General features: G+C 64.0%; 15 protein-coding genes. 10 read left to right on the top strand and 5 right to left on the bottom strand.

Annotated elements, in window-relative coordinates; all coding sequences use genetic code 11:
- Position 1 precedes the first annotated feature (1 nt).
- From BMY67_RS09665 to BMY67_RS09630, 8 genes are all read left to right on the top strand, one after another.
- Positions 2-940, top strand: coding sequence for an SDR family oxidoreductase (locus BMY67_RS09665; protein WP_092770876.1), 939 nt, complete (start codon positions 2-4; stop codon positions 938-940).
- A 222-nt stretch (positions 941-1162) separates the two neighbouring features.
- Positions 1163-1858, top strand: coding sequence for a TIGR04282 family arsenosugar biosynthesis glycosyltransferase (locus BMY67_RS09660; RefSeq protein ID WP_177189770.1), 696 nt, complete (start codon positions 1163-1165; stop codon positions 1856-1858).
- 107 nt (positions 1859-1965) lie between these two features.
- On the top strand, positions 1966-5016 hold the full coding sequence (locus tag BMY67_RS09655; protein WP_092771663.1) for a TonB-dependent receptor: 3051 nt from the start codon (positions 1966-1968) through the stop codon (positions 5014-5016).
- 168 nt (positions 5017-5184) lie between these two features.
- Entirely contained in the window at positions 5185-6414 is a 1230-nt protein-coding gene (locus tag BMY67_RS09650) for an ABC transporter substrate-binding protein (RefSeq protein WP_092770872.1), read from the top strand.
- A gap of 13 nt (positions 6415-6427) precedes the next feature.
- Positions 6428-7279 carry an ABC transporter permease subunit gene (locus tag BMY67_RS09645; RefSeq protein ID WP_092770870.1) on the top strand — a complete coding sequence of 284 codons (852 nt, stop codon included), beginning with the start codon at positions 6428-6430 and terminating at the stop codon, positions 7277-7279.
- A gap of 64 nt (positions 7280-7343) precedes the next feature.
- Positions 7344-8105 carry an ABC transporter permease subunit gene (locus BMY67_RS09640; RefSeq protein WP_092770868.1) on the top strand — a complete coding sequence of 254 codons (762 nt, stop codon included), beginning with the start codon at positions 7344-7346 and terminating at the stop codon, positions 8103-8105.
- A gap of 90 nt (positions 8106-8195) precedes the next feature.
- Entirely contained in the window at positions 8196-8942 is a 747-nt protein-coding gene (locus BMY67_RS09635; RefSeq protein WP_092770866.1) for an ABC transporter ATP-binding protein, read from the top strand.
- Positions 8939-9883: a radical SAM protein gene (locus BMY67_RS09630; RefSeq protein ID WP_092770864.1), complete on the top strand. Its 945-nt coding sequence runs from the start codon at positions 8939-8941 to the stop codon at positions 9881-9883. The genes BMY67_RS09635 and BMY67_RS09630 overlap by 4 nt, the downstream gene beginning before the upstream one ends.
- Before the next feature lie 37 nt (positions 9884-9920).
- Here the strand turns inward: BMY67_RS09630 and BMY67_RS09625 are convergent, their stop codons facing one another.
- Positions 9921-11465 (bottom strand): SulP family inorganic anion transporter, encoded by a 1545-nt coding sequence (locus tag BMY67_RS09625; protein ID WP_092770861.1) that lies wholly within the window; start codon positions 11463-11465, stop codon positions 9921-9923.
- A 230-nt stretch (positions 11466-11695) separates the two neighbouring features.
- Between BMY67_RS09625 and BMY67_RS09620 the strand changes: the two genes are divergently transcribed.
- Positions 11696-12571, top strand: coding sequence for a sterol desaturase family protein (locus tag BMY67_RS09620; protein WP_092770859.1), 876 nt, complete (start codon positions 11696-11698; stop codon positions 12569-12571).
- A 243-nt stretch (positions 12572-12814) separates the two neighbouring features.
- Positions 12815-15478 (top strand): MGH1-like glycoside hydrolase domain-containing protein, encoded by a 2664-nt coding sequence (locus BMY67_RS09615; protein ID WP_092770857.1) that lies wholly within the window; start codon positions 12815-12817, stop codon positions 15476-15478.
- A 103-nt stretch (positions 15479-15581) separates the two neighbouring features.
- Here BMY67_RS09615 and BMY67_RS09610 read toward each other — a convergent pair whose 3' ends face one another.
- The 4 genes from BMY67_RS09610 to BMY67_RS09595 form a co-directional block, all read right to left on the bottom strand.
- Positions 15582-16034, bottom strand: coding sequence for an ankyrin repeat domain-containing protein (locus BMY67_RS09610; RefSeq protein ID WP_092770855.1), 453 nt, complete (start codon positions 16032-16034; stop codon positions 15582-15584).
- A 128-nt stretch (positions 16035-16162) separates the two neighbouring features.
- Positions 16163-17248, bottom strand: coding sequence for a bile acid:sodium symporter family protein (locus BMY67_RS09605; protein WP_092770853.1), 1086 nt, complete (start codon positions 17246-17248; stop codon positions 16163-16165).
- Positions 17249-17257: 9 nt separating this feature from the next.
- Positions 17258-18160 (bottom strand): tetratricopeptide repeat protein, encoded by a 903-nt coding sequence (locus tag BMY67_RS09600; protein WP_143069764.1) that lies wholly within the window; start codon positions 18158-18160, stop codon positions 17258-17260.
- Positions 18161-18330: 170 nt separating this feature from the next.
- Entirely contained in the window at positions 18331-19593 is a 1263-nt protein-coding gene (locus tag BMY67_RS09595; RefSeq protein WP_177189769.1) for a PepSY-associated TM helix domain-containing protein, read from the bottom strand.
- Positions 19594-19623: the final 30 nt, after the last annotated feature.

Below are 19623 nucleotides of genomic sequence, written 5' to 3'. Positions count from 1 at the left end.
TATGTTGAAAGACAGTCCGGCCCCGGCCGTTTTCGAGCCCGCCAATGCTGCGCCGCAACCCGTCTCGTCGGTCCCGGCAGCAGCCGGGGCGACGGTTGCGGCGGCGGGTTGCCGGGCCCTGCCTACGGCCGGGCCGCTGGCCGGTAAGGTGGCCATCGTTACGGGTTCCGAATCGGGGATTGGGCGCGAAACGGCGCGGGCCCTGAGTGCGGCCGGCGCCGCCGTGGTGCTTAATGGCCGCCGCCCCGAGCGCCTGGAGGCCACCCGCCAGCAGCTCGAAGCCGCCGGCGCCACCGTGGCCACCTGCCTGGCCGACGTAACCGACTACGCCGCCTGTGAAACGCTGGTAGCCACGGCGCTGGCGCAGTTTGGCCGCCTCGATATCCTGGTGGCCAACGCCAGCATCTCGCAACGGGCCTACTTCCTCGACATGGCCCCCGAAGTGTTCCGGCAGGTGCTCGACAGCAACGTATACGGGGCCGTGTTTCCGCTCAAGGCCGCGCTGCCGCACCTGCTCGCCAGCCGGGGCAGCATCACGTTCATCTCCTCCATTTCGGCCCTCAATGGCATGCCCAGCGGCTCGGCCTACTGCGCCGGCAAGGCGGCCCTCACCAACCTGGCCCACACCCTGCGCCTGGAGCTGGATGGCACCGGGGTGCATTTCGGGGTGGTGCACATCGGCTTCACCGAAAACGACGACGACAAGCGCGTGCTCGACGCGGCCGGCCAGCCCGTGCCCATTGCCTACCGCAAGCCCCGCTGGCAGAAAACCCAGGCCGAAGTGGCCGCCATCATCGTGCGCCACATCCGGCGGCGGCGGCAGCGCACCGTTATTTCGGCCCTGGGCTGGCTCATTGCCATCGTGCACACCAACCTGCCCCGCCTCGGCGACTGGGTGGTGCTGACGAGTATGCGGCGGCTGCGCAGATTTTACGAGTGAGCGGCGGCGCAAACCTTGCAGGCCGTTTGCACCGTATGTTTGCCGCCTTTCAAAATGGCCGCTGATTGCATGTGGCATGAACGGCAGTGCGTAGCCAAACCTCTTGCTAATCCGCCGCATTCTACGGGCAAAACTTTTAGTCCGCTGTTGGATTAACTGCCGGATTATCTATCGTCACATCGCGCTACGGACTTAAATCCGTGCCACAGCCTTACTTCCATTTTGAGTCCCAGCCTTACCCGCACTGCCGTTCTGCTCTTCACCCGCTCGGCGGGCGAGGAAGCCGCGCACAAGTCGTTTGGGGCGGGCGGACGCGGGGCCGATGCGGCGGTGGCGGCCCAGCTCATTGCCCAGGCCACGGCCACGGCCCGGCAGGCGGGCGTCGATTTTCTGTACTTCGGCTCCGACCAGCAAGCCGGCGGCACCTTTGGCCAGCGGCTAAGTTCGGCCCTGGCCTACGGCTTCGGGCGGGGCTACGAGCGGCTGGTGGTTATCGGCAACGACTGCCCCCAGCTAACGCCCGCCCGGCTGCGCCAGGCCGTGGCCGCCCTCGAAACCACCGATGCTGTGCTGGGGCCCGACCTCGACGGGGGCGTGTACCTGCTGGGCGTGAGCCGGGCTTTTTTTGCGGCCGACGTGTGGGCCGCGCTGCCCTGGCAGACGGCCCGGCTGGGCGCGGCCCTGGCCCGCTGCCTGCACCGCGCCGGAGCCAGCGTGCGGCGGCTGCGGCCCCTGGCCGGCATCAACAATGCCCGCCACCTGGCGCGGGTGCTGCGCCAGCTGCCGGCCACGGCCCTGCGCCGCCGACTGGAACAGCTGCGGCGGCCCGTCCGGGTGGCTGGCAGGGCATTGCGGCTTCGTCCGCGGGTGGCGGCCGTGGCCGCGCCGCTGCCCCTGCGCGGGCCGCCGGTTTCCTGAAAACCTTCGTGCATGGCCCATTGGCGGGCGGTTGGGTTGCCGCGTGGCAGCCGGGCCGGCTGGCGGGGCCGTTGGGTTTTAGTTTTCAGGTTTTTGGCTTTTTTCAGATGAATAGATTTTCCTCCCGCGCGGCGTTTACGCTGGGCCTGCTGGCGCTGCCTGTGTCGGCGGCGCTGGCGCAATCCGTCGATTTAGTGGTATCGGTGGTGGATGTGAGCACCCGCCAGCCCGTGGTGGGCCAGGTGGTGCACCTCGATAATGCCGCCATCGGCTACAGCACCCAGCTCACCACCGATGCCCAGGGCAAAACCCGCTTCCGGGGCCTGAGTACGGCCGGCTCCTACGCCGTGAGCACGGAGGTGTCGGACAAGTTTCAGCCGGTGCGCGAGGCCAACATCCTGCTGCGGGCCAACTCCAGCCCGAGCGTGACGCTGGTGCTGCCCCGCGCCACTTCCCAGAGCCTGGGCGAGGTAACGGTGCGGGCTCCCAATGCCACCACCATCAACACCCAGAACGCCGAGGTGGCCTCCCAGCTGTCGGCCCGCGAGCTGCGGCAGGTGCCCATTGAGGCCCGCGACATCACCCGCGCCCTCTACCGCCTGCCCAACGTCACGCAGGCCACCGGCTTCTTCACCGAGGCGCCCAACGTGAGCATCAACGGCGCCAACGGCCTGTACACCAACTACCTCATCGACGGGCTCGACAATAACGAGAACTTTCTGGGCGGGCAGCGCTTCGCCATTCCGACGGGCTTCGTGCAGAACCTGAACGTGCTGACCAACAACTTCTCGACGGAGTACGGCAACTCGGCCAACGGCATCGTCAACATCACCACCAAATCGGGCTCGAACGAGCTGAGCGGCGAGGCCTTTTACCTGACCCGGCCGGGTCCGGGCATCGATGGCAAATCGGACTTTGCCCAGCGCGACCTTTCCGGCAACCAGGTGAAAAGCGGCTTTCAGCGCCAGCAGTTCGGCTTTGGCGTGGGCGGCGCGCTGGTGAAGGACAAAACGTTCTTCTTCCTGAACGCCGAGCAGACCTACGATTTCAAGGATAACCTGCTGAATTCGCCCGCGTTGGGCGTGAACGAAACCGTGCGCGGCCAGAACCGCTTCACTTACCTGAGCGGCAAGCTCGACCAGCGCTGGAACGACCGGTTCACTTCGTCGCTGCGGGCCAACGTGGGCCTCGTGAACATCGAGCGGCAGGGTGGTGGCCTCGACGGGGGCGTAACCTTCAACTCGGCCGGCAACCGCCAGGACCGCAACTCGGTGAGCATCGCCTCGCAGAACGTGTACGTGGGCGAGCGAATCACCTCGGAAACCAGCCTGCAGTACGCCCGCTTCCGCTGGAACTACGCCAAGGCCAACAACCCCAACAGCCCCGACGTGGCCGTGCGCGACCCCAATGGCCAGACCATTGCCGTGCTCGGCCACCCGGGCTACCTGTTCGATGCGCTCGAAAACACCTGGCAGGGCCAGCAGAAGTTCACCTACCTGGCCGGCCGCAACACCTTTAAGGCGGGTTTTGGGCTGATTAGCTCCCGGCACTCGTTGTTCGGCGGCGGCAACCCCAACGGCAGCTACACCGTGCAGCTAAGCCCGGCCCAACTGGCCGCGCTTCGGGCCCGCAACCTGGGCGGCGGTCTGGCCCCGGGTGATATTCCGGCCGACGTGCAGGTAGTTAACTACGGCGTGGAGCTGCGCCCCGCCTCGTTCGGGACCACCCAGAACCTGTACAATATCTACCTCGAAGATCTGGTGGCCGTAACCGACCGCCTGAACCTGACGCTGGGCCTGCGCTACGACTACGACAACCTCTCGAAGGGCGGTGGCACCAAAGGCGACTTCAACAACATCGCGCCCCGCGCCAGCTTCAACTACCAGCTGACCGAGCGGAGCAGCGTACGCGGCGGTTTCGGGCTGTTCTACGATAAAATCCAGTACTCCATCTACAGCGACGCGCTCCAGCAGAACACGACTTCGGCCGATTACCGGGCCCAGCTGGCGGAGCTGGTACGGGTGGGCGCGCTGCCCGCTGGCACCGACCTCGACCGGGTGACGTTTGCCGGCAATGCCGGGGCCTCGTTCAACAATGCCACCTACCTCAACGGCCCTTCGGCGGCCAGCTTGCAGGGGCAGCGGGAGGCGGCGTTCAGCAACGAGCGGCGCATTCTCAACCCTAACGGCTACCAGAACCCCTACACCCAACAGAGCACCCTAGGCTACCAGTACCAACTCGGCGGCCGCACGCTGTTCTACGCCGATGCCGTTTTCAACCGCTCGTTTAACCTGCTGCGGCTGGCCAGCCTGAACGGGGCCGCCAACTACGCCGTCGACCCTGACAATGTGGTGGTGCGCACCGTGGCCCAGGCCGATGCCAGCCGCCCGGTACCGATTCTGGCCGACGCGAATGGCCCTTACGCCAACATCAACGGCCAGAAGGTGCGCGGCGTGGCCCGCGACGTTATCGTGAGTGAAACCGCCGGCCGCTCGCGCTACCTGGCCCTGAACGTGAACCTGAAGCGCGATTTGCTGGCCGACGACAAGTACGGCTACCGCTTCACCTACACGCTGTCCAACCTCAAAAACAACACCGAGGACATCAACTTCCGGGCCCAGAACGCCAACCAGTACGGCCAGGAGTGGGGCAACTCCATCAACGACCGGACCCACGTGTTCAACGTGCTGGGCTTCTACCAGCCCGTGCGCAACCTGAATTTCAACGTGGCGGCGCTGGTGCAGAGCGGCCAGCCCATCAACCGGGTGGCCGGCGCCTACCGGGTGCCGGGCGCCTTCAATCCCGATGGCACGCCCGTCCTCACCAACGACCTCAACGGCGACGGCAGCTCGTTCAGCACGGCCTACGTGGGCAACGCCGACCGCCAGCCCGGCGAAAGCCGCAACTCCGACCGCCTGCCCTGGTCGAAGACCATCGACGCGGGCCTGCAGTACAACCTGTTCCTGGGCGAGAAGCTCAGCCGCCTCGAAATCCGGGCCGATGTGTTTAACGTCTTCAACACCCAGAACCTGAGCGGCTACGCCAACAACGCCACCCAGAGCAACCAGATTCAGGTGGGCCCCGCCGGCTCGGGCATCGTGCGCAAGAACGCCAGCGCCCCCTGCCAGTTCCAGTTCGGAGCGCGGTACGCGTTTTAGAACCTAGCTCCCCTCCTTGGATAAGGAGGGGTTGGGGGTGGTTGACGCTGGCAGAACGATGGCCAGGACTGATTTTTAGCATCCGCTCAACGGTTGTCAACCACCCCCAACCCCTCCTCGGCTGAGGAGGGGAGCTGGTTTTTAGTATCTAATCTGAGCTTGACTAGCATGAAAAAAACAACTTTACTACTCCCGCTCCTGACGCTGCTGGCGGCCTGCAACTCCGGCGACCAGGCCAAGTCGCCCGACCAGACGCTGGCCCAGAGCTGGCCGCAAATTGAGGCGGCGGGCAAGGGCCAGCCGGTAAGCATGCTAATGTGGATGGGCGACCCGCTCATCAATAAGTACATGAGCGCTTACGTGAAGCCCGAGGTGCAGCGCCGCTACGGCATCGACCTGCAGATTGCGGCCGGGCAGGGAAGTCAAATAGTGCAGACGCTGGCCGCCGAGCTGCAGGCCGGCCAGCCCAGCGAGGCCGATCTGGTCTGGATAAACGGCGAGACATTTTACCAGCTCCGGCAGGTAGACGCGCTGCTCGGGCCCTTCGTCAAAAAACTGCCCAACGCCGCGCTGCTCGACCTCGACAACCCCTTTATCAGCACCGATTTTCAGCAGCCCATTGCCGGCATGGAAGCCCCCTGGGGCAACGTGCAGTTAAACTTCATCTACGATTCGGCGCGGGTGGCCAACCCGCCGAATTCGTTTGCCGAGCTGCCGGCCTTCGTGCGGGCCCACCCCGGCCAGTTCACCATCCCGAACGAATTTACGGGCATGACGCTGCTCAAATCGTGGATGATTGCCCTGTCGGGCCAGCCGAAGCTGTTTCAGGGCAAGTTCGATGAGGCGGTGTACGATCAGTGGTCGGGCGAGCTGTGGCAGGTCATCAACCAAAACAGGCGCTACTTCTGGAAGGAAGGCCGCACGTTTCCCGAGCAACTGGCGCCGCTGCACCAGCTGTTTGCCAACGGCGAAGTGGCCTTCACTTTCTCCAACAACGACGCCGAAGTAGACAATAAGGTGAACCAGAAGGTGTTTCCGGCCACGGCCCGCGCCTACGTGCCGGCCCCCGGCACCATCCGCAACTCGCACTACCTGGGCATCGTGCGCGGCGCCCGGCACCCCGAGGCCGCTATGCTGGTCATCAACTTCCTGCTTTCGCCCGAGGCCCAGCTGAAAAAGATGGACCCCAACGTGTGGGGCGACCACACGGTGCTCGACCTGGCCGCCCTCACGCCCGCCCAGCGCCGGCAGTTCCGGCAACTCCCGTCGCGCCGCTACGCCCCGCGCCGTGAAAACCTGACCGGCCTGGCCCTGCAGGAGCCCGACCCCGAGTACATGACCCGGCTGTTCAAGGACTTTCGCACTTACGTGATTGAAGGACAAGCCATAGGCAAGTAAATACTATGAAGCTATGAAACCACTCAAACCCATTCTGCCGCTTTATGCATTGCTCGTTCTGGGTCTGCCGCTGGCAGGGCTGGGCTACGCGCTGCTGGGTAGCGTGGTGGTGGTGGGGCCGCTGGCCGAAGGCTTTACGGGCCGCTACTGGCGGGCGCTGGGCCACGAACCGGGCCTCGGGTACGCGGCGCTTTATAGCCTCTGGATTGCGGTAGCCTCGGTAGGCTTGTCGGTAGTGCTGGCGCTGGGGCTGGTGCTGCGGGCGCAACCCACGCTGCGGCGGGCGCCGTTGCCGGGGCTGCTCTACGTGCCGCTGGTTCTGCCCGCGCTGGTGGTGGCTTTCTACCTGTTTCAGCTGCTGAGCCGTACCGGCTGGCTGTCGCGCATCAGCTTTCAGCTGGGCCTGACGAGCAGCCTGGAGGCTTTTCCGGAGTTGGTGCAGGACGGCGCCGGGCTGGGTATTATTCTGGCCCACGTGCTGCTCATCTTTCCGTTCCTGACGCTGCTGTTCCAGGCCATTTACCAGGAAAGCCGGCTGGCGGAGCTGGACCAGCTCACGAGCACCCTCGGGGCCAGCGCGGGGCAATTCCGGCGGCGGGTGGCGGCGCCGTTGCTGCTGCGCCGGGCCGCGCCCACGGTGCTGCTCAGCTTCATTGCCACGCTCGGCGCCTACGATATCCCGCTGCTGCTGGGCCGCCCGTACCCGCAAATGCTGAGCGTGTTCATTGCCACCAAACTCCAGCGCTTCGACCTGCGCGAGTTGCCTGCCGCCTACCTGGCCGGTTTTCTGGTGGCCTCGGGGCTGCTGGTGCTGATTCTGGTGCTGCTGCGGCTGGTAAACCGGAGTAGGGTAGAGACTGGGTGAAATGCTGAGGTGAAAGAGCGTGTCATGCTCTTTCACTAACTCCCGTACCACTACTCACCTCCCAATGCGTTCCAAGCTTCTAACTGCCTTCCTGATCCTGCTTTTCGCGCTGCCGTTTGCGCTGCTGGGGCTGCTGGCGGTGGGCGAGGGGTGGCGCTTTCCGGCGGCATTGCCGCCGGCCTACTCGCTGGAGCCCCTGCGCGGGCTGGTGGCCGGGGGCAACGGCCTGCTGGCCGGCCTGGGCAAAAGCCTGCTGCTGGCCAGTGCGGTGGCGGTGCTGGCTACAGTGGGCGGCTTTGTGGTGGCGCGGGCGGTGGTCGGGGCGCGCAGGCCGGGCCGCTGGACGGCCCTGAGCTACCTGCCCTACGCGCTGCCGCCGGTGCTGCTGGCCGTGCTCATTCAGCCGTTTATCATCCGGATGCACCTCTCGGGTTCGGTGGGCGGGGTGCTGCTGGGGCTGCTGCTGCTGGCGCTGCCGTTTGCCACGCTGCTGCTGGGCTCGTTCTGGAGTCAGCAGGCCACCGAGTACGAGCAGCTGGCCCGCACGTTGGGGTGCACGCCCGGGCAGGCGCTGCGCCGGGTGCTGCTGCCGCTGGCTGCCCCACTGCTGCGCACCACGCTGGTGCAAACCTTCCTGCTGGCCTGGTTCGATTTCGGTCTGACCAACGTGCTGAGCGTGGGCAAGGTGCGCACGCTCACGGTGCAGGTGTTCACTTACGTGGGCGAGGCCAACGCCCCGCTGGCGGCCGTGGCCTCGCTGCTGCTGGTGCTGCCGCCGTTGCTGTTGCTGCTGGCCAACAAATCTGCCCTGCTACGAAAGCCGTAATTCAGTTGTTAGTTGTTAGTTGTTAGTTGTTAGTTGTTAGTTGTTAGTTGTTAGTGCCTCATATAAATTTCTGATTCATCAAAACCCCGAATGCTCACCGTTTCGCACCTTTCCAAGCAATTCAATGGCCAGCCCGTGCTGCGCGATATTTCGCTGACGCTGGCCCAGGGCGAGGTGCTGGCGGTGCTGGGCCGCTCGGGCTGCGGCAAAACCACGCTGCTCAAAATCCTGGCGGGCATCGAAACGGCTGATGCCGGCACCCTGGAGTTGCATGGCCAGGACTTGCTGCCCGCGCCGCCCAACGAGCGGCAGATGGTGTACCTCTACCAGGAGCCGCTGCTGTTTCCGCACCTGTCGGTTTTCGAGAACGTGGCCTTTGGGCTGCGCATTCGGAAGGTGAAAGAAGCGGAGATCAAGCAGCAGGTAACCGAACTGCTGGCCGAGCTGGAGCTGAGCGAGCACGCCCGCAAAAGCCCGCACCAGCTGTCGGGCGGGCAGCGGCAGCGGGTGTCGTTCGGGCGGGCGCTCATCATCCGGCCGCGCCTGCTGCTGCTCGACGAGCCCTTCGGCAACCTCGACGCCCAGACCCGCGCTGCCATGCAGGAGCTGTTTGGCCGCGTCAGCCGGCAGCACCACATCACGTCCATTTTCGTCACCCACGACAGCCGGGAGGCCCTTACGGTGGGCTCGCGCCTGGGCTACCTGGAGCGCGGCAGCCTCACCAGCTTCGCTTCGGTGGCCGATTTCGTGGCCGACCCGCGCACCAATATTGCCGCCGAACTGTCTTTCTGGGAGAATATCCGGCAGACGGCCAATCCCACTTCAACCCCCGCATGAAGACCGATTTCAACCACTGCGAATCCGTTTATTGGGTGTTCACCCAGCTCTGCAACGACAAGTGCGACCATTGCTACAACAGCTCCGGGCCCCAGGGCACGCGCATCAGCGTGCAGGATTGTTTCCGCATCATCGACAACCTGCCGGAAAAGGTCGACCGGCTGATTCTGTCGGGGGGCGAGCCGCTGGCCGATAAGGTAAAGCTCTACTCGATTCTGGAAGCCCTGCAGCGCAAGTACCAGGGCCGCACCCAGATTATGCTGCAAACCAATGGCGACCTGCTGACCGAGAAAATCCTCGATTTGCTCATTGCCAAAGGCGTTACGCGCTTCGATATTGCCAGCATCGACCGTTACCACAAGGCCGCCGGGGCCCGGCTGATGACGCTGGCCGACCTGTTCGAGAGCCGCGGCGTAAACGGCGACGACCACGACCCGCTCATCGAGAAGGAAAACCTGCTGGTGACGGAACACCCCTTAAGCTGGGGCTACTGGGGCGCCAGCGAGGATATGTGGCTGGGCGGCAACTGGGCCCGCGGCCGCGCCCTCGAAAAAGACATCTGGCTCAAGGACCCCAGCCATAACTTCTGCGCCATCCTGTCGGGCGCCAAAGGCTTTCTGGGTGGCACCGAACTGCCCCAGGAAATCAGCATCCAGCTCTGGAAAATCAACCCCTGCTGCCCCGGTACCAGGTTCCCGCTCGGCGACGCCCGCCGCGAAAAGGTGGCCGACGTACTGCTGCGCGCCTCTAAATCGGAAATCATGCAGCGCCTCAACGCCGGCGAGCCCTGGAAAATGGGCGAGTCCATCGGCGTTCCAGAAGCCCACGCCCTGGCCCGCACCGAGGACCTGCAGAACGTGTGCCGCTGGTGCGACGAGTTCTTTGAGCAGCACTTCGACGGCCCGCTGATAGCCTCGGAGGAGCCGAAGGTACTGGCGTAGGCCATAGCGCGAATAGCGCGAAGCTTCGCGCTACGGCCTAATAACGCAAATCGGCCCCCGAAACGTGGTAGATGGGGTCTTCTAAAATATTCACGTCGATGAGCGAGTCGGCGCGCCGGAGCAGGTGGCGGCAGTCGGGGCTGAGGTGGCGGAGGTGCACGGTTTTGCCCAGGCGGTGGTAACGTTCGGTGAGCTTGTTGAGGGCTTCGATGGCCGACATATCGGCCACCCGGCTTTCGGCAAAATCGATGATAACTTCGGTCGGGTCGTCGGCCACATCGAACTTCTCGCCGAACGCCTGCACCGAGCCGAAGAACAGCGGGCCGAAGATTTCGTAGTGCTTCACGCCGGCCTCGTCGAGGTGCTTGCGGGCACGAATGCGGCGGGCATTTTCCCAGGCAAATACCAGCGCCGCAATAATGACACCGATGAGCACGGCCAGGGCCAGGTTGTGCAGCACCACCGTTACAATCGTCACGGTCAGCATCACCACGAGGTCGGACACGGGCATTTTACCGAAGGTCTTAAGCGAGGCCCATTCGAAAGTGCCCACCGATACCATAATCATCAGGCCGGTGAGGGCGGCCATCGGCATGCGCTCAATCAGCGACGCGCCGAACATGATGAACACCAGCAGCATAAGCGCCGCCACCACGCCCGAGAGGCGCGCCCGGGCCCCCGACGAGATGTTGATGAGGCTTTGCCCGATCATGGCGCAACCGCCCATACCCGAAAACAGGCCCGAGAGCATGTTGGCCGCGCCCTGGGCTACGCACTCCTTATTGCCGCGGCCCCGGGTTTCGGTGATTTCGTCAATGAGGTTCAGCGTCAGCAAACTCTCAATCAGGCCCACGCCGGCCACGATGGCGGCGTAGGGGAAGATGAGGCCCAGCGTGGCGAAGGTGAAGGGCACGGCCGGGATATGGAACGGCGGGAAGCCGCCCTGAATGGAGGCAATGTCGCCCACGGTTTTGGTGTTAATGCCCAGCCCGATAACCAGCGCCGATACCACCAGAATGGCCGTGAGCGAGGCCGGCACCACCTTGGTAAGGCGCGGCAACCCCACGATGATGGCAATGGTGAGGCTCACCAGCCCCACCATCGTATAAAGTGCCGGCCCCGTCAGCCAATGCAGTACGCCATCGGCCCCGATGGCCTGGAACTGCACCAGCTGCGAGAGGAAGATGATGATGGCCAGTCCGTTGACGAAGCCGAACATGACCGATTGGGGCACCAGCCGGATGAACTTGCCCAGCCGCAGCACGCCTGCCAGAATCTGCATAGCGCCCGCCAGCATAACGGTAGCGAAGATGTATTCGACGCCGTGGGTTTTGGCCAGCGCCACCAGCACCACGGCTACAGCGCCGGTCGCACCCGAAATCATGCCCGGCCGGCCACCCAGCACCGCCGTTACCAGGCCCATCACGAAGGCCGCGTACAAACCCACCAGCGGCGGCACCCCGGCAATAATGGAAAAGGCCACGGCCTCCGGAATCAGGGCCAGGGCCACCGTCAGGCCCGAGAGGATTTCGTTTTTGTAGTTGACTTTGTACTGCGTGAAGTAGTGCAGAACCTGTTGCATAAGCGGCAGAAAGCAGGAGCGGAGCGGGGCCAAAAAAGCCGCTCGCCCAAATAAGGTCGTGCGGCGCGGAAAAGGAGTAGCCCGGCGGAGTAGAGAGTTCAGCGGAAAGCCCGCCGGGACAAAGGTACCTATTCAATGGTTGAAGACCTGTCATCCTTCGCTCTGCGGACGCCAGATGAAGGACGACAGTATCTTTACCTCATCACCCCATCACCTCATTATCCCCAACAATGTCTTTGCTGCCCGCTTCCCATCCGCTGCTCAAGCGTTTCGATAAATACGCCACGCCCGTACTGGCCGTGCTGGGCCTGGGGTTGCTGCTGCTCGAAACCCGCAAGCCGCTGCGCAAGCGCACAAGGCCCCGTACCGAGCGGTGGGTACGCAACGTGGTGCTGGCGGCTCCTTCCATGCCAGCCATGCGCCTGACGCTGCTGCCCGCTATGGTGGGCCTGGGCCAGCTGATGGCGCCCTACCGCACGCCCCTTTCGCGCCTGCCGGAGCCGGCCCGGCTACTGGCCGAAGTGCTGCTGCTCGACTACCTGGGCTACTCCTGGCACCGGCTGCTGCACTCGCCGCTGCTCTGGCGCCTGCACCGCGTCCACCACTCCGACCTGGACATGGACCTGACCACGGGCTGGCGCTTCCATTTCGGTGAGATGCTGGCCAGCATCCCGTACCGCGCCGGCCTGGCGGCCCTGCTGGGCGTGCGCGGCTCCACGGCTCTGGGCTTCGAGGTGGTGTTTGAGGCCTGCACCGCCTTTCACCACAGCAACTGGCAGCTACCCTACGAAGTCGAGCGCCGCCTGGCCCCGCTGATGGTCACGCCCCGCGCCCACGGCATCCACCACTCCATAGTCGACCGCGAAACGCAGAGCAACTTTGGCGTCGTGCTCACGCTCTGGGACCGGCTGCACCGCACGCTGCGCCTCAACGTGCCCCAGCAGGACCTCACCATCGGCGTGCCCGCCTTCCCCGACCCGGCCGGCCAGACGGTAGCCCGCCTGCTGACCCTGCCCCTGGAACCCCTCGATGCCTGGGCCCGCCCCGACGGCTCGGTGCCCGGGCACCCCGCCTACGCCGGGCCCGTTACGGCGCTGGCGGAGTAGATTCGTTATTCGTTGATTGTTTTTCGGCGAACGTCATTCAGAGCGAAGCGAAGAATCTCGCGTGCTAATCGTTGACCTGATTATCGTTTGACGATACCATGCGAGATTCTTCGCTTCGCTCTGAATGACGTTCGCCGAAAAACAATCAACGAATAACGAGCAACCCGGTACCTTTGCCCGCTTAACGGGGCCCGATTTTTGGTTTCCTGAACCGGCGGCTTCTGGCCGGCCCGATTCTGTACAATGACGCACGAACAACTGCGGCTGGCTGATGCCAACGCCCTTACTGCCCCCTGGAAGAAATTTGGCCCTTACCTGACTGAGCGGCAGTGGGGAACGGTCCGCGAGGACTACAGCCCCGACGGGCAGGCCTGGAGCTTTTTGCCCCACGATGAGGCCCGGAGCACCGCCTACCGCTGGGGCGAGGACGGCCTGGGCGGCCTCTCCGACGATGAGCAGCGCCTGTGCCTGGCCGTGGGCCTCTGGAACGGGCAGGATGAGTGCCTCAAGGAGCGCCTGTTTGGCCTGACCAATCCCGAGGGCAACCACGGCGAAGACGTGAAGGAGCTGTACTACTACCTCGACAGCACCCCCACGCACTCCTATATGCGGATGCTCTACAAGTATCCGCAGGCCGAATTCCCCTATGAGCAGCTGCGGCGCGAAAGTGCCGCCCGCACCCGCCTGGAACCCGAATTCGAGCTGCTCGATACCGGCGTGTTCGACCAGCAGCGCTACTTCGACGTGTTCATTGAGTACGCCAAAGCCGGGCCCGACGACGTGCTGCTGCGCATTACGGCCCACAACCGCGGCCCCGCGGCCGCGCCGCTGCACGTGCTGCCCCAGCTGTGGTTTCGCAACACCTGGAGCTGGGGCTACGCCGACCAGGAGGCCCGGCCCGTAATAGCCGCGCACGCCCCTGGCACGGCCCTGGCCGCCCACCCCACGCTGGGCCAGTACTACTGCTACTGCGACCAGCCCGAGGCCGAGCTGCTGTTCTGCGACAACGAAACCAACGCCTACCGCACCGGTAGCCAGGCCGATTACCAGAACCCCAGCCGCTACTTCAAGGACGGCATCAACGACTACGTAGTCGAGGGCGACCCCACGGCCGTGAACCCGGCCCGCCGGGGTACCAAAATGGCCGCCCATTACCAATTCGAAGTGCCGGCCGGCGAGTCGGTTACGGTGCAGGTGCGCCTGACCCCGGCGGCCCTGGAGGCCCCGTTTGCGGAATTCAGCGCCATTTTCGCGGCCCGCCAGCAGGAGGCCGACGCGTTTTACGCCGAAATCCAGGCGGATTTGCCCGACAACGCCGATGCCCGCAACGTGCAGCGCCAGGCCTTCGCGGGCATGCTCTGGAGCAAGCAGTTCTACTACTACGACGTGGCCCAGTGGCTCGACGGCGACCCGGCCCTGCCGCGGCCGCCGGCCACCCGCCGCAACAAGGGCCGCAACCACAACTGGCGCCACCTGCGCAACCACGACATCATTTCGATGCCCGATACCTGGGAATACCCCTGGTACGCGGCCTGGGACCTGGCGTTCCACTGCATCCCGCTGGCGATGGTGGACGCCGAATTCGCCAAAAACCAGCTCCGGCTGCTGTGCCGCGACTGGTACATGCACCCCAACGGCCAGCTGCCGGCTTACGAGTGGCACCTGTCCGACGTGAACCCGCCCGTGCACGCCTGGGCCACCTGGCGGGTGTACCAGATGGACAAGAAGCGCAACGGCTACGGCGACCCGGCCTTTCTCGAAGCCGTGTTCCATAAGCTGGTGCTCAACTTTACGTGGTGGGTGAACCGCAAGGACAAAAGCGAGCGGAATGTGTTTGAGGGCGGTTTCCTGGGCCTCGACAACATCGGCGTGTTTGATAGAAGCGCCCCGCTGCCCACCGGCGGCCACATCGAGCAGTCGGATGGCACGAGCTGGATGGCCATGTTCGCGCTCAACCTCATGCGCATCGCCATGGAGCTGGCCCGCACCAACTCGGTGTACCAGGAAATGGCCGGCAAGTTCTTCGAGCACTTCCTCTACATCGCCGACGCCATGACCCGCGGCGGCGACGGGCAATTCAACCTCTGGGACGAGGAAGACCAGTTCTACTACGACGTGCTGCACACGCCCGATGGCGCCCGCACCATGCTCAAAGTGCGCTCCATCGTGGGGTTGATTCCGCTGTTTGCCGTGGAGGTGATTGACGAGCAGCTGCTCAACAACCTGCCCGATTTCACGGAGCGGGCCCGCTGGCTGCTCGAAAACCGTCCTCACCTGGCCCAGCTCGTGTCGCGCTGGCGCGAAAAGGGCCCCGGCGACGGCAAAGGCGCCCGCCACCTGCTGAGCTTGCTGCGCCGCTCGCGCCTGCGGGCCCTGCTGCACCGCATGCTCGACGAAACCGAGTTTCTGTCCGATTACGGCATCCGCTCCCTGTCGCGCGACCACTTGGCCAACCCCTACGTGTACCACACCAAGGAAACCGACTTCACGGTGCAGTACGTGCCGGGCGAGGCCGAGAGCAGCATGTTCGGGGGCAACAGCAACTGGCGCGGCCCCATCTGGTTTCCCATCAACTACCTCATCATCGAGTCGTTGCAGCGCTTCTACGCCTACTACGGCGACGCCTTCCAGGTCGAGTATCCCACCAACTCGGGCAACATGCACACGCTCAAGCAGATTGCCGAGGCCCTTGCAGAACGCCTGACCAAGCTGTTTCTGAAAGACGCCCACGGCCTGCGCCCCGCTTTCAACGGCGACGAGCTGATGCAGACCGACCCGCACTTCCAAGACCACCTGCTCTTCCACGAGTACTTCCACGGCGACACCGGCCGGGGCCTGGGCGCCAGCCACCAAACCGGCTGGACCGGCCTGGTAGTGCGCCTGCTACGCTACCAGGGCTACGAGTAAGGTTGAAGTCAGAGAGAAAAAGCCAAAAGGAAAAGCCGTTGAACGGGCCAAGCGCCAAGGTTCAACGGCTTTTCCTTTTGACTTTTTCCCTTTGACTTTGACCTTACTGCTTACTTTTAATCAGCTTAATGACATCGGCGTTTTCGCCTTCCTTGGCGGCGGCCAACACGTCCTTGCCGTCCTTGTCCTTAGCCTTAGGGTTGGCGCCGTTGGCGAGCAGGAACTCTACCACGTCGAGGCTGCCGTTGGCGGCGGCGGCCATTAGTGGGGTCATCTGGAAAGAATCGGTTTTATCGACCTGGGCCTTGTTTTTAACTAGGGCCTTCACCACGTCGAGGTGGCCGTTGCCGGCGGCAATTACCAGGAAGGTGGTGGGGAAGCCGGGCATCATTTCCACCGGGGCGTTGGCATCGGCGCCGGCCACCAGCAGGGCCTGCACTTCGGCGGGCTGGTTTTTTGCTACGGCCGCGTATACTTTCTGCGTGGGCGTCGTCTGGGCCCCGGCCAGGGTAGCGCCGGTCAGCAATAGCGCAAAAACAAGAAGAAGTTTTTTCATTCCGGCAAAAAGGAGTGAGGGAGAAGAAAACCAGCCGGAAGATACGATTTTGGCGGAAAAATCAGTTTTCCGAAAACGTGCGGGCCGGCTCCGGGCCCGGCAGCCATCCGTCTAAAAGCCAACTACCGCTAAAGAGCGGCCGGGGACCCGGCCCGCGTTTCGGCCAGTGCCTCGGCCCGAAGGGCGGCCTGGCCGAACTGCTGGGCCATGATGCTGGCCAGCACGATTTGCAGGGCGTGGTAGAGCATCAGGGGCAGCAGCAGCGCCCCGGTGGCGCCCGAATCGGGGAACAGCAGGCTGGCAAACACGCTGCCGTGCACCAGGCTTTTCTTGGAGCCGCAGAAAATGGCCGTGGTGCGGTCGGCAGCCGGGAAACCCAGCAGCCGGCTGGCCCCGGCCACCAGCCCAAACACCGCGAAATACAGCCCCACCATACCCAGGCCCAGCAGCGCCACCGTGGCCGGCGCGTAGCTGCGGAACACGCCCCCGGCAAACGACTCGCAGAAGGAGGTATACACGATGCTCAAAATAACCACTTGGTCGAGTACCCGCAGCCGGGCTTTTTGGCGCCCCGCCCACTCCCCGAAGCGCGGGTTGAGCAGCAGGCCGGCGCCCACGGGCAGCACCACCTGCCAGGCCAGGCTTAGGGCCAGCGCGCCCAGCCCCTCGGTGCCGCTGCCGGTGGGTTGCAGCACGGCCCGCACCCACAGCGGCGTAAGCGCAATGCCCAGCAGCGCACTCAGGCTGGCGTTGAAAATAGCGGCCGGCACGTTGCCGCGGCCCATGCTCACCATTACCACCGACGTGGAAACCGTGCTCGGCAGCACGCACAGAAAGAAGATGCTCTGCCACAGCAGCGGCCCCTGCCCGGCGCCAAACAGCGGCCGGGCCACCAGCGCCAGCAGCGGAAACAGCAAAAACGTGGTGGCCTGCACTACCAGGTGCAACCGCCAGTTGCGGTTGCCGTCGCGCAGGCTGCCGATGCTCAGCTTCAGGCCGTAGAGAAAGAAAACCAGCGCCACCCCCACCGTATTGAGCGCGTCCCAGGGCAGGGGGCTGGCCGGGCCGCCCAGGCCGGGCGCCAGGTAGGCGAGCCCCACAACGGCCGCCAGCGCGGGCAGAAACCAATCGAGCAGCCCGGCGCGGCGCAGCAGGGCTATCAGGCGGTTTTCGGGCAGGGCGGGAGAGGTAGTTGGAACAACGGGTTGCGGCATGAGCAAAGGCTATTCCTGAATGTCGAAATGGTATTCCTGGGCTTTGCTGCGGAACAGCGCGAGCTGGTCCTTCTCCTTCATGCTATTATAGAGCAGGCCAATGAGTTTATTGCTGTCGGCCACGTAAGGCGACTCCTGCTCCGTGTACAGGCGATGAGCCCGAAATAGATTGTCGAGGGCTGCCGGAAACTCACCGGCGACCAAGGCCATTTTCCCAATCCCAAAATACCCCTCGGGGTTGTAAGGATGAAAAAAGCGCAGCTTCTCAAAGTAGGTGCGCGCGGCATTCGGCTTTTCCAGCAGGTTCTGCACAACGGCCATGTTCAACAAGGCCAGGTCACCTTCGGGGAAAATAACCAGCGACTTCTCGTAATAAGTAGCAGCCTTCTTGAAATCCTGGAGCTTGCGGTAGCAGATGGCGGCGTGGTCGTGGGCTTTCACAAACTGGCGGTCGAGCTTGATGGCCTGTAGGAAAAGGGGTAGTGCCTCTTTGTATTTCTGCTGCTCCAGTAGCCCGGTTCCGGTGTCGTAGGCCTGTTGGGCTGCCGCAACGTTTGAAGGCGCATAAAACTGCCCGGTGCGTTGCGCCACATAAGCATTGCGCAGGGGCGGGCAGGATGCTGTTGCCAGTTCCCGGGTTTTGAGCAAAGCACTCTGCATGCCCTCAACGGTACCAATAGCCTGTAGGCTTCCCTGCTGGATGGCAGCATCGGTCAGGGCCTGGGGCAAGCACCGTTGCAGGCGGGCTGTGGCTGAATCGGGTTGGGGGGCTTCTCCGACGCAGGCGCACAGTTTTTCGGCGGCAAGTTGAGGTAGGCTAGTAGTTTGAGCCACCAACGGCCCGGCCGCCAATAAGGCTACCAGAGCAACCGCCGTCTGTCTGAGAAAAGAGAACATAGATACGCGCAACAATAATTAGCGGGCAATATGCGGCCTGGCGGTTGAATCAGCGCACACTTGCCGAATAAATTCAGGCTTTGCCACCCACAAACCAAAAGCACCGACCCTGGCGGACCGATGCTTTTATAGGCAAACAGGATTGCCCGGTAGTGCGAAAGAACACCTGTAGTAGCAACTGTAACTTACGCTATCAGCTGCTTCGCCTGCTTCTTGCGGGCTTTTTTCAGGCGGTTGAGCCACATGATGGTGCCGGTGATGGGGAAAGTAAAACCCAGCAGGCAGGCCACGAGGCTCACGATTTTGCCCGGCCAGCCCCAGATGGCGCCCGTGTGCACCGGCTTGAACAGGCCCCGCACGCGCTGGCCCAGGTTGCGCTGCTCGTAGGTCTGGGCGCCTACCGTTCGGCCGCTGTACTGGTCGAGGTACACCTCGTCGGTCATGTTGTCGGTGGCGGCGTTGGGCCGGAGGGTGGCTAGCTTGAAGCTGGCCGTTGAGTCTTTGGGTAGTTGCAGGGCGTAGTACACGGCGGTGGGGGCCAGGGTGCGGGCGCGGGCCAGGGCCTCATCGGGCGAGAAGCCGGCCGGCGCTGTGGGCAAGGCCGACACGGGCGGCTCGGGGCGCTCCAGGCTGGAGTTGGTGACGGCGTAAATGCCCTTGTTGAACCACTCAAACGACCAGGCCAGCCCCGTGAAGGCAAACACGAACAGCAGCAGCGCGGCGTAGAAGCCCAGCACCACGTGCAAATCGTGGTTGAGGCGCTTGAAGCTGCCGTCCCACTTCACATTCAGGCGCTGCTTAACGGCTTTGCGCGAAGCCGGCCACCACAGCACCAGCCCGGTGCCGATGATGAACAGGAACAGCACGGTGCTCACGCCCACCACCAGCTTGCCCACCTCGCCGCCTACCATGCCGCGGTGAATCGCCATCATGGTGTAAAAGAACGTGTCGCGGTAGTTCAGCTCGCCGGTTACGGCCGCCGTGTAGGGGTTCACGAACACCGTGGGGCCGCGGCCGCCCCCTTTGCCGCCTTTCTCACCCTTCTTGCCCCCTTCCCTGCCGGTTTTACCTTTGCCGGGGCCGGCTTCGTTTGGTTTGGCCGGAGCGGCGGCGGCGGCCGTTTGGCGGCGGCCACCCTGCGCTTTCTGGCCGCCTTCCGGCTCGCCGGCCAGGCTGAATTCCACGGTGCGCGTGGGGTCGGCGTACACTTTCAGGCCCGTGATGCGGGCGCCGGGCCGGGCCGCCTGCACGGCGGCCGTCAGCTGGCTTAGCGGCAGGCGGGCCGGAGCGCTGGAGGCCGGCGGCGCCACGAAGTAGCGCTCAGAATGCCAGGCCTGCTCCAGCTCTTTCTCAAACACCAGCACGCCACCCGTAAAGCACACCACGGCAATAATCAGCCCCGAAACCAGACTGAGGTACAGGTGAATGTTGCGAAAAAAAACCTTCATCAGAATCAGAAAAGAAAAGTATTCGGTACC

Origin of the sequence: Hymenobacter actinosclerus (genome assembly GCF_900111515.1) — a bacterium.
Taxonomy (GTDB): domain Bacteria; phylum Bacteroidota; class Bacteroidia; order Cytophagales; family Hymenobacteraceae; genus Hymenobacter; species Hymenobacter actinosclerus.
This window is presented reverse-complemented; position numbering and strand designations above follow the sequence as displayed.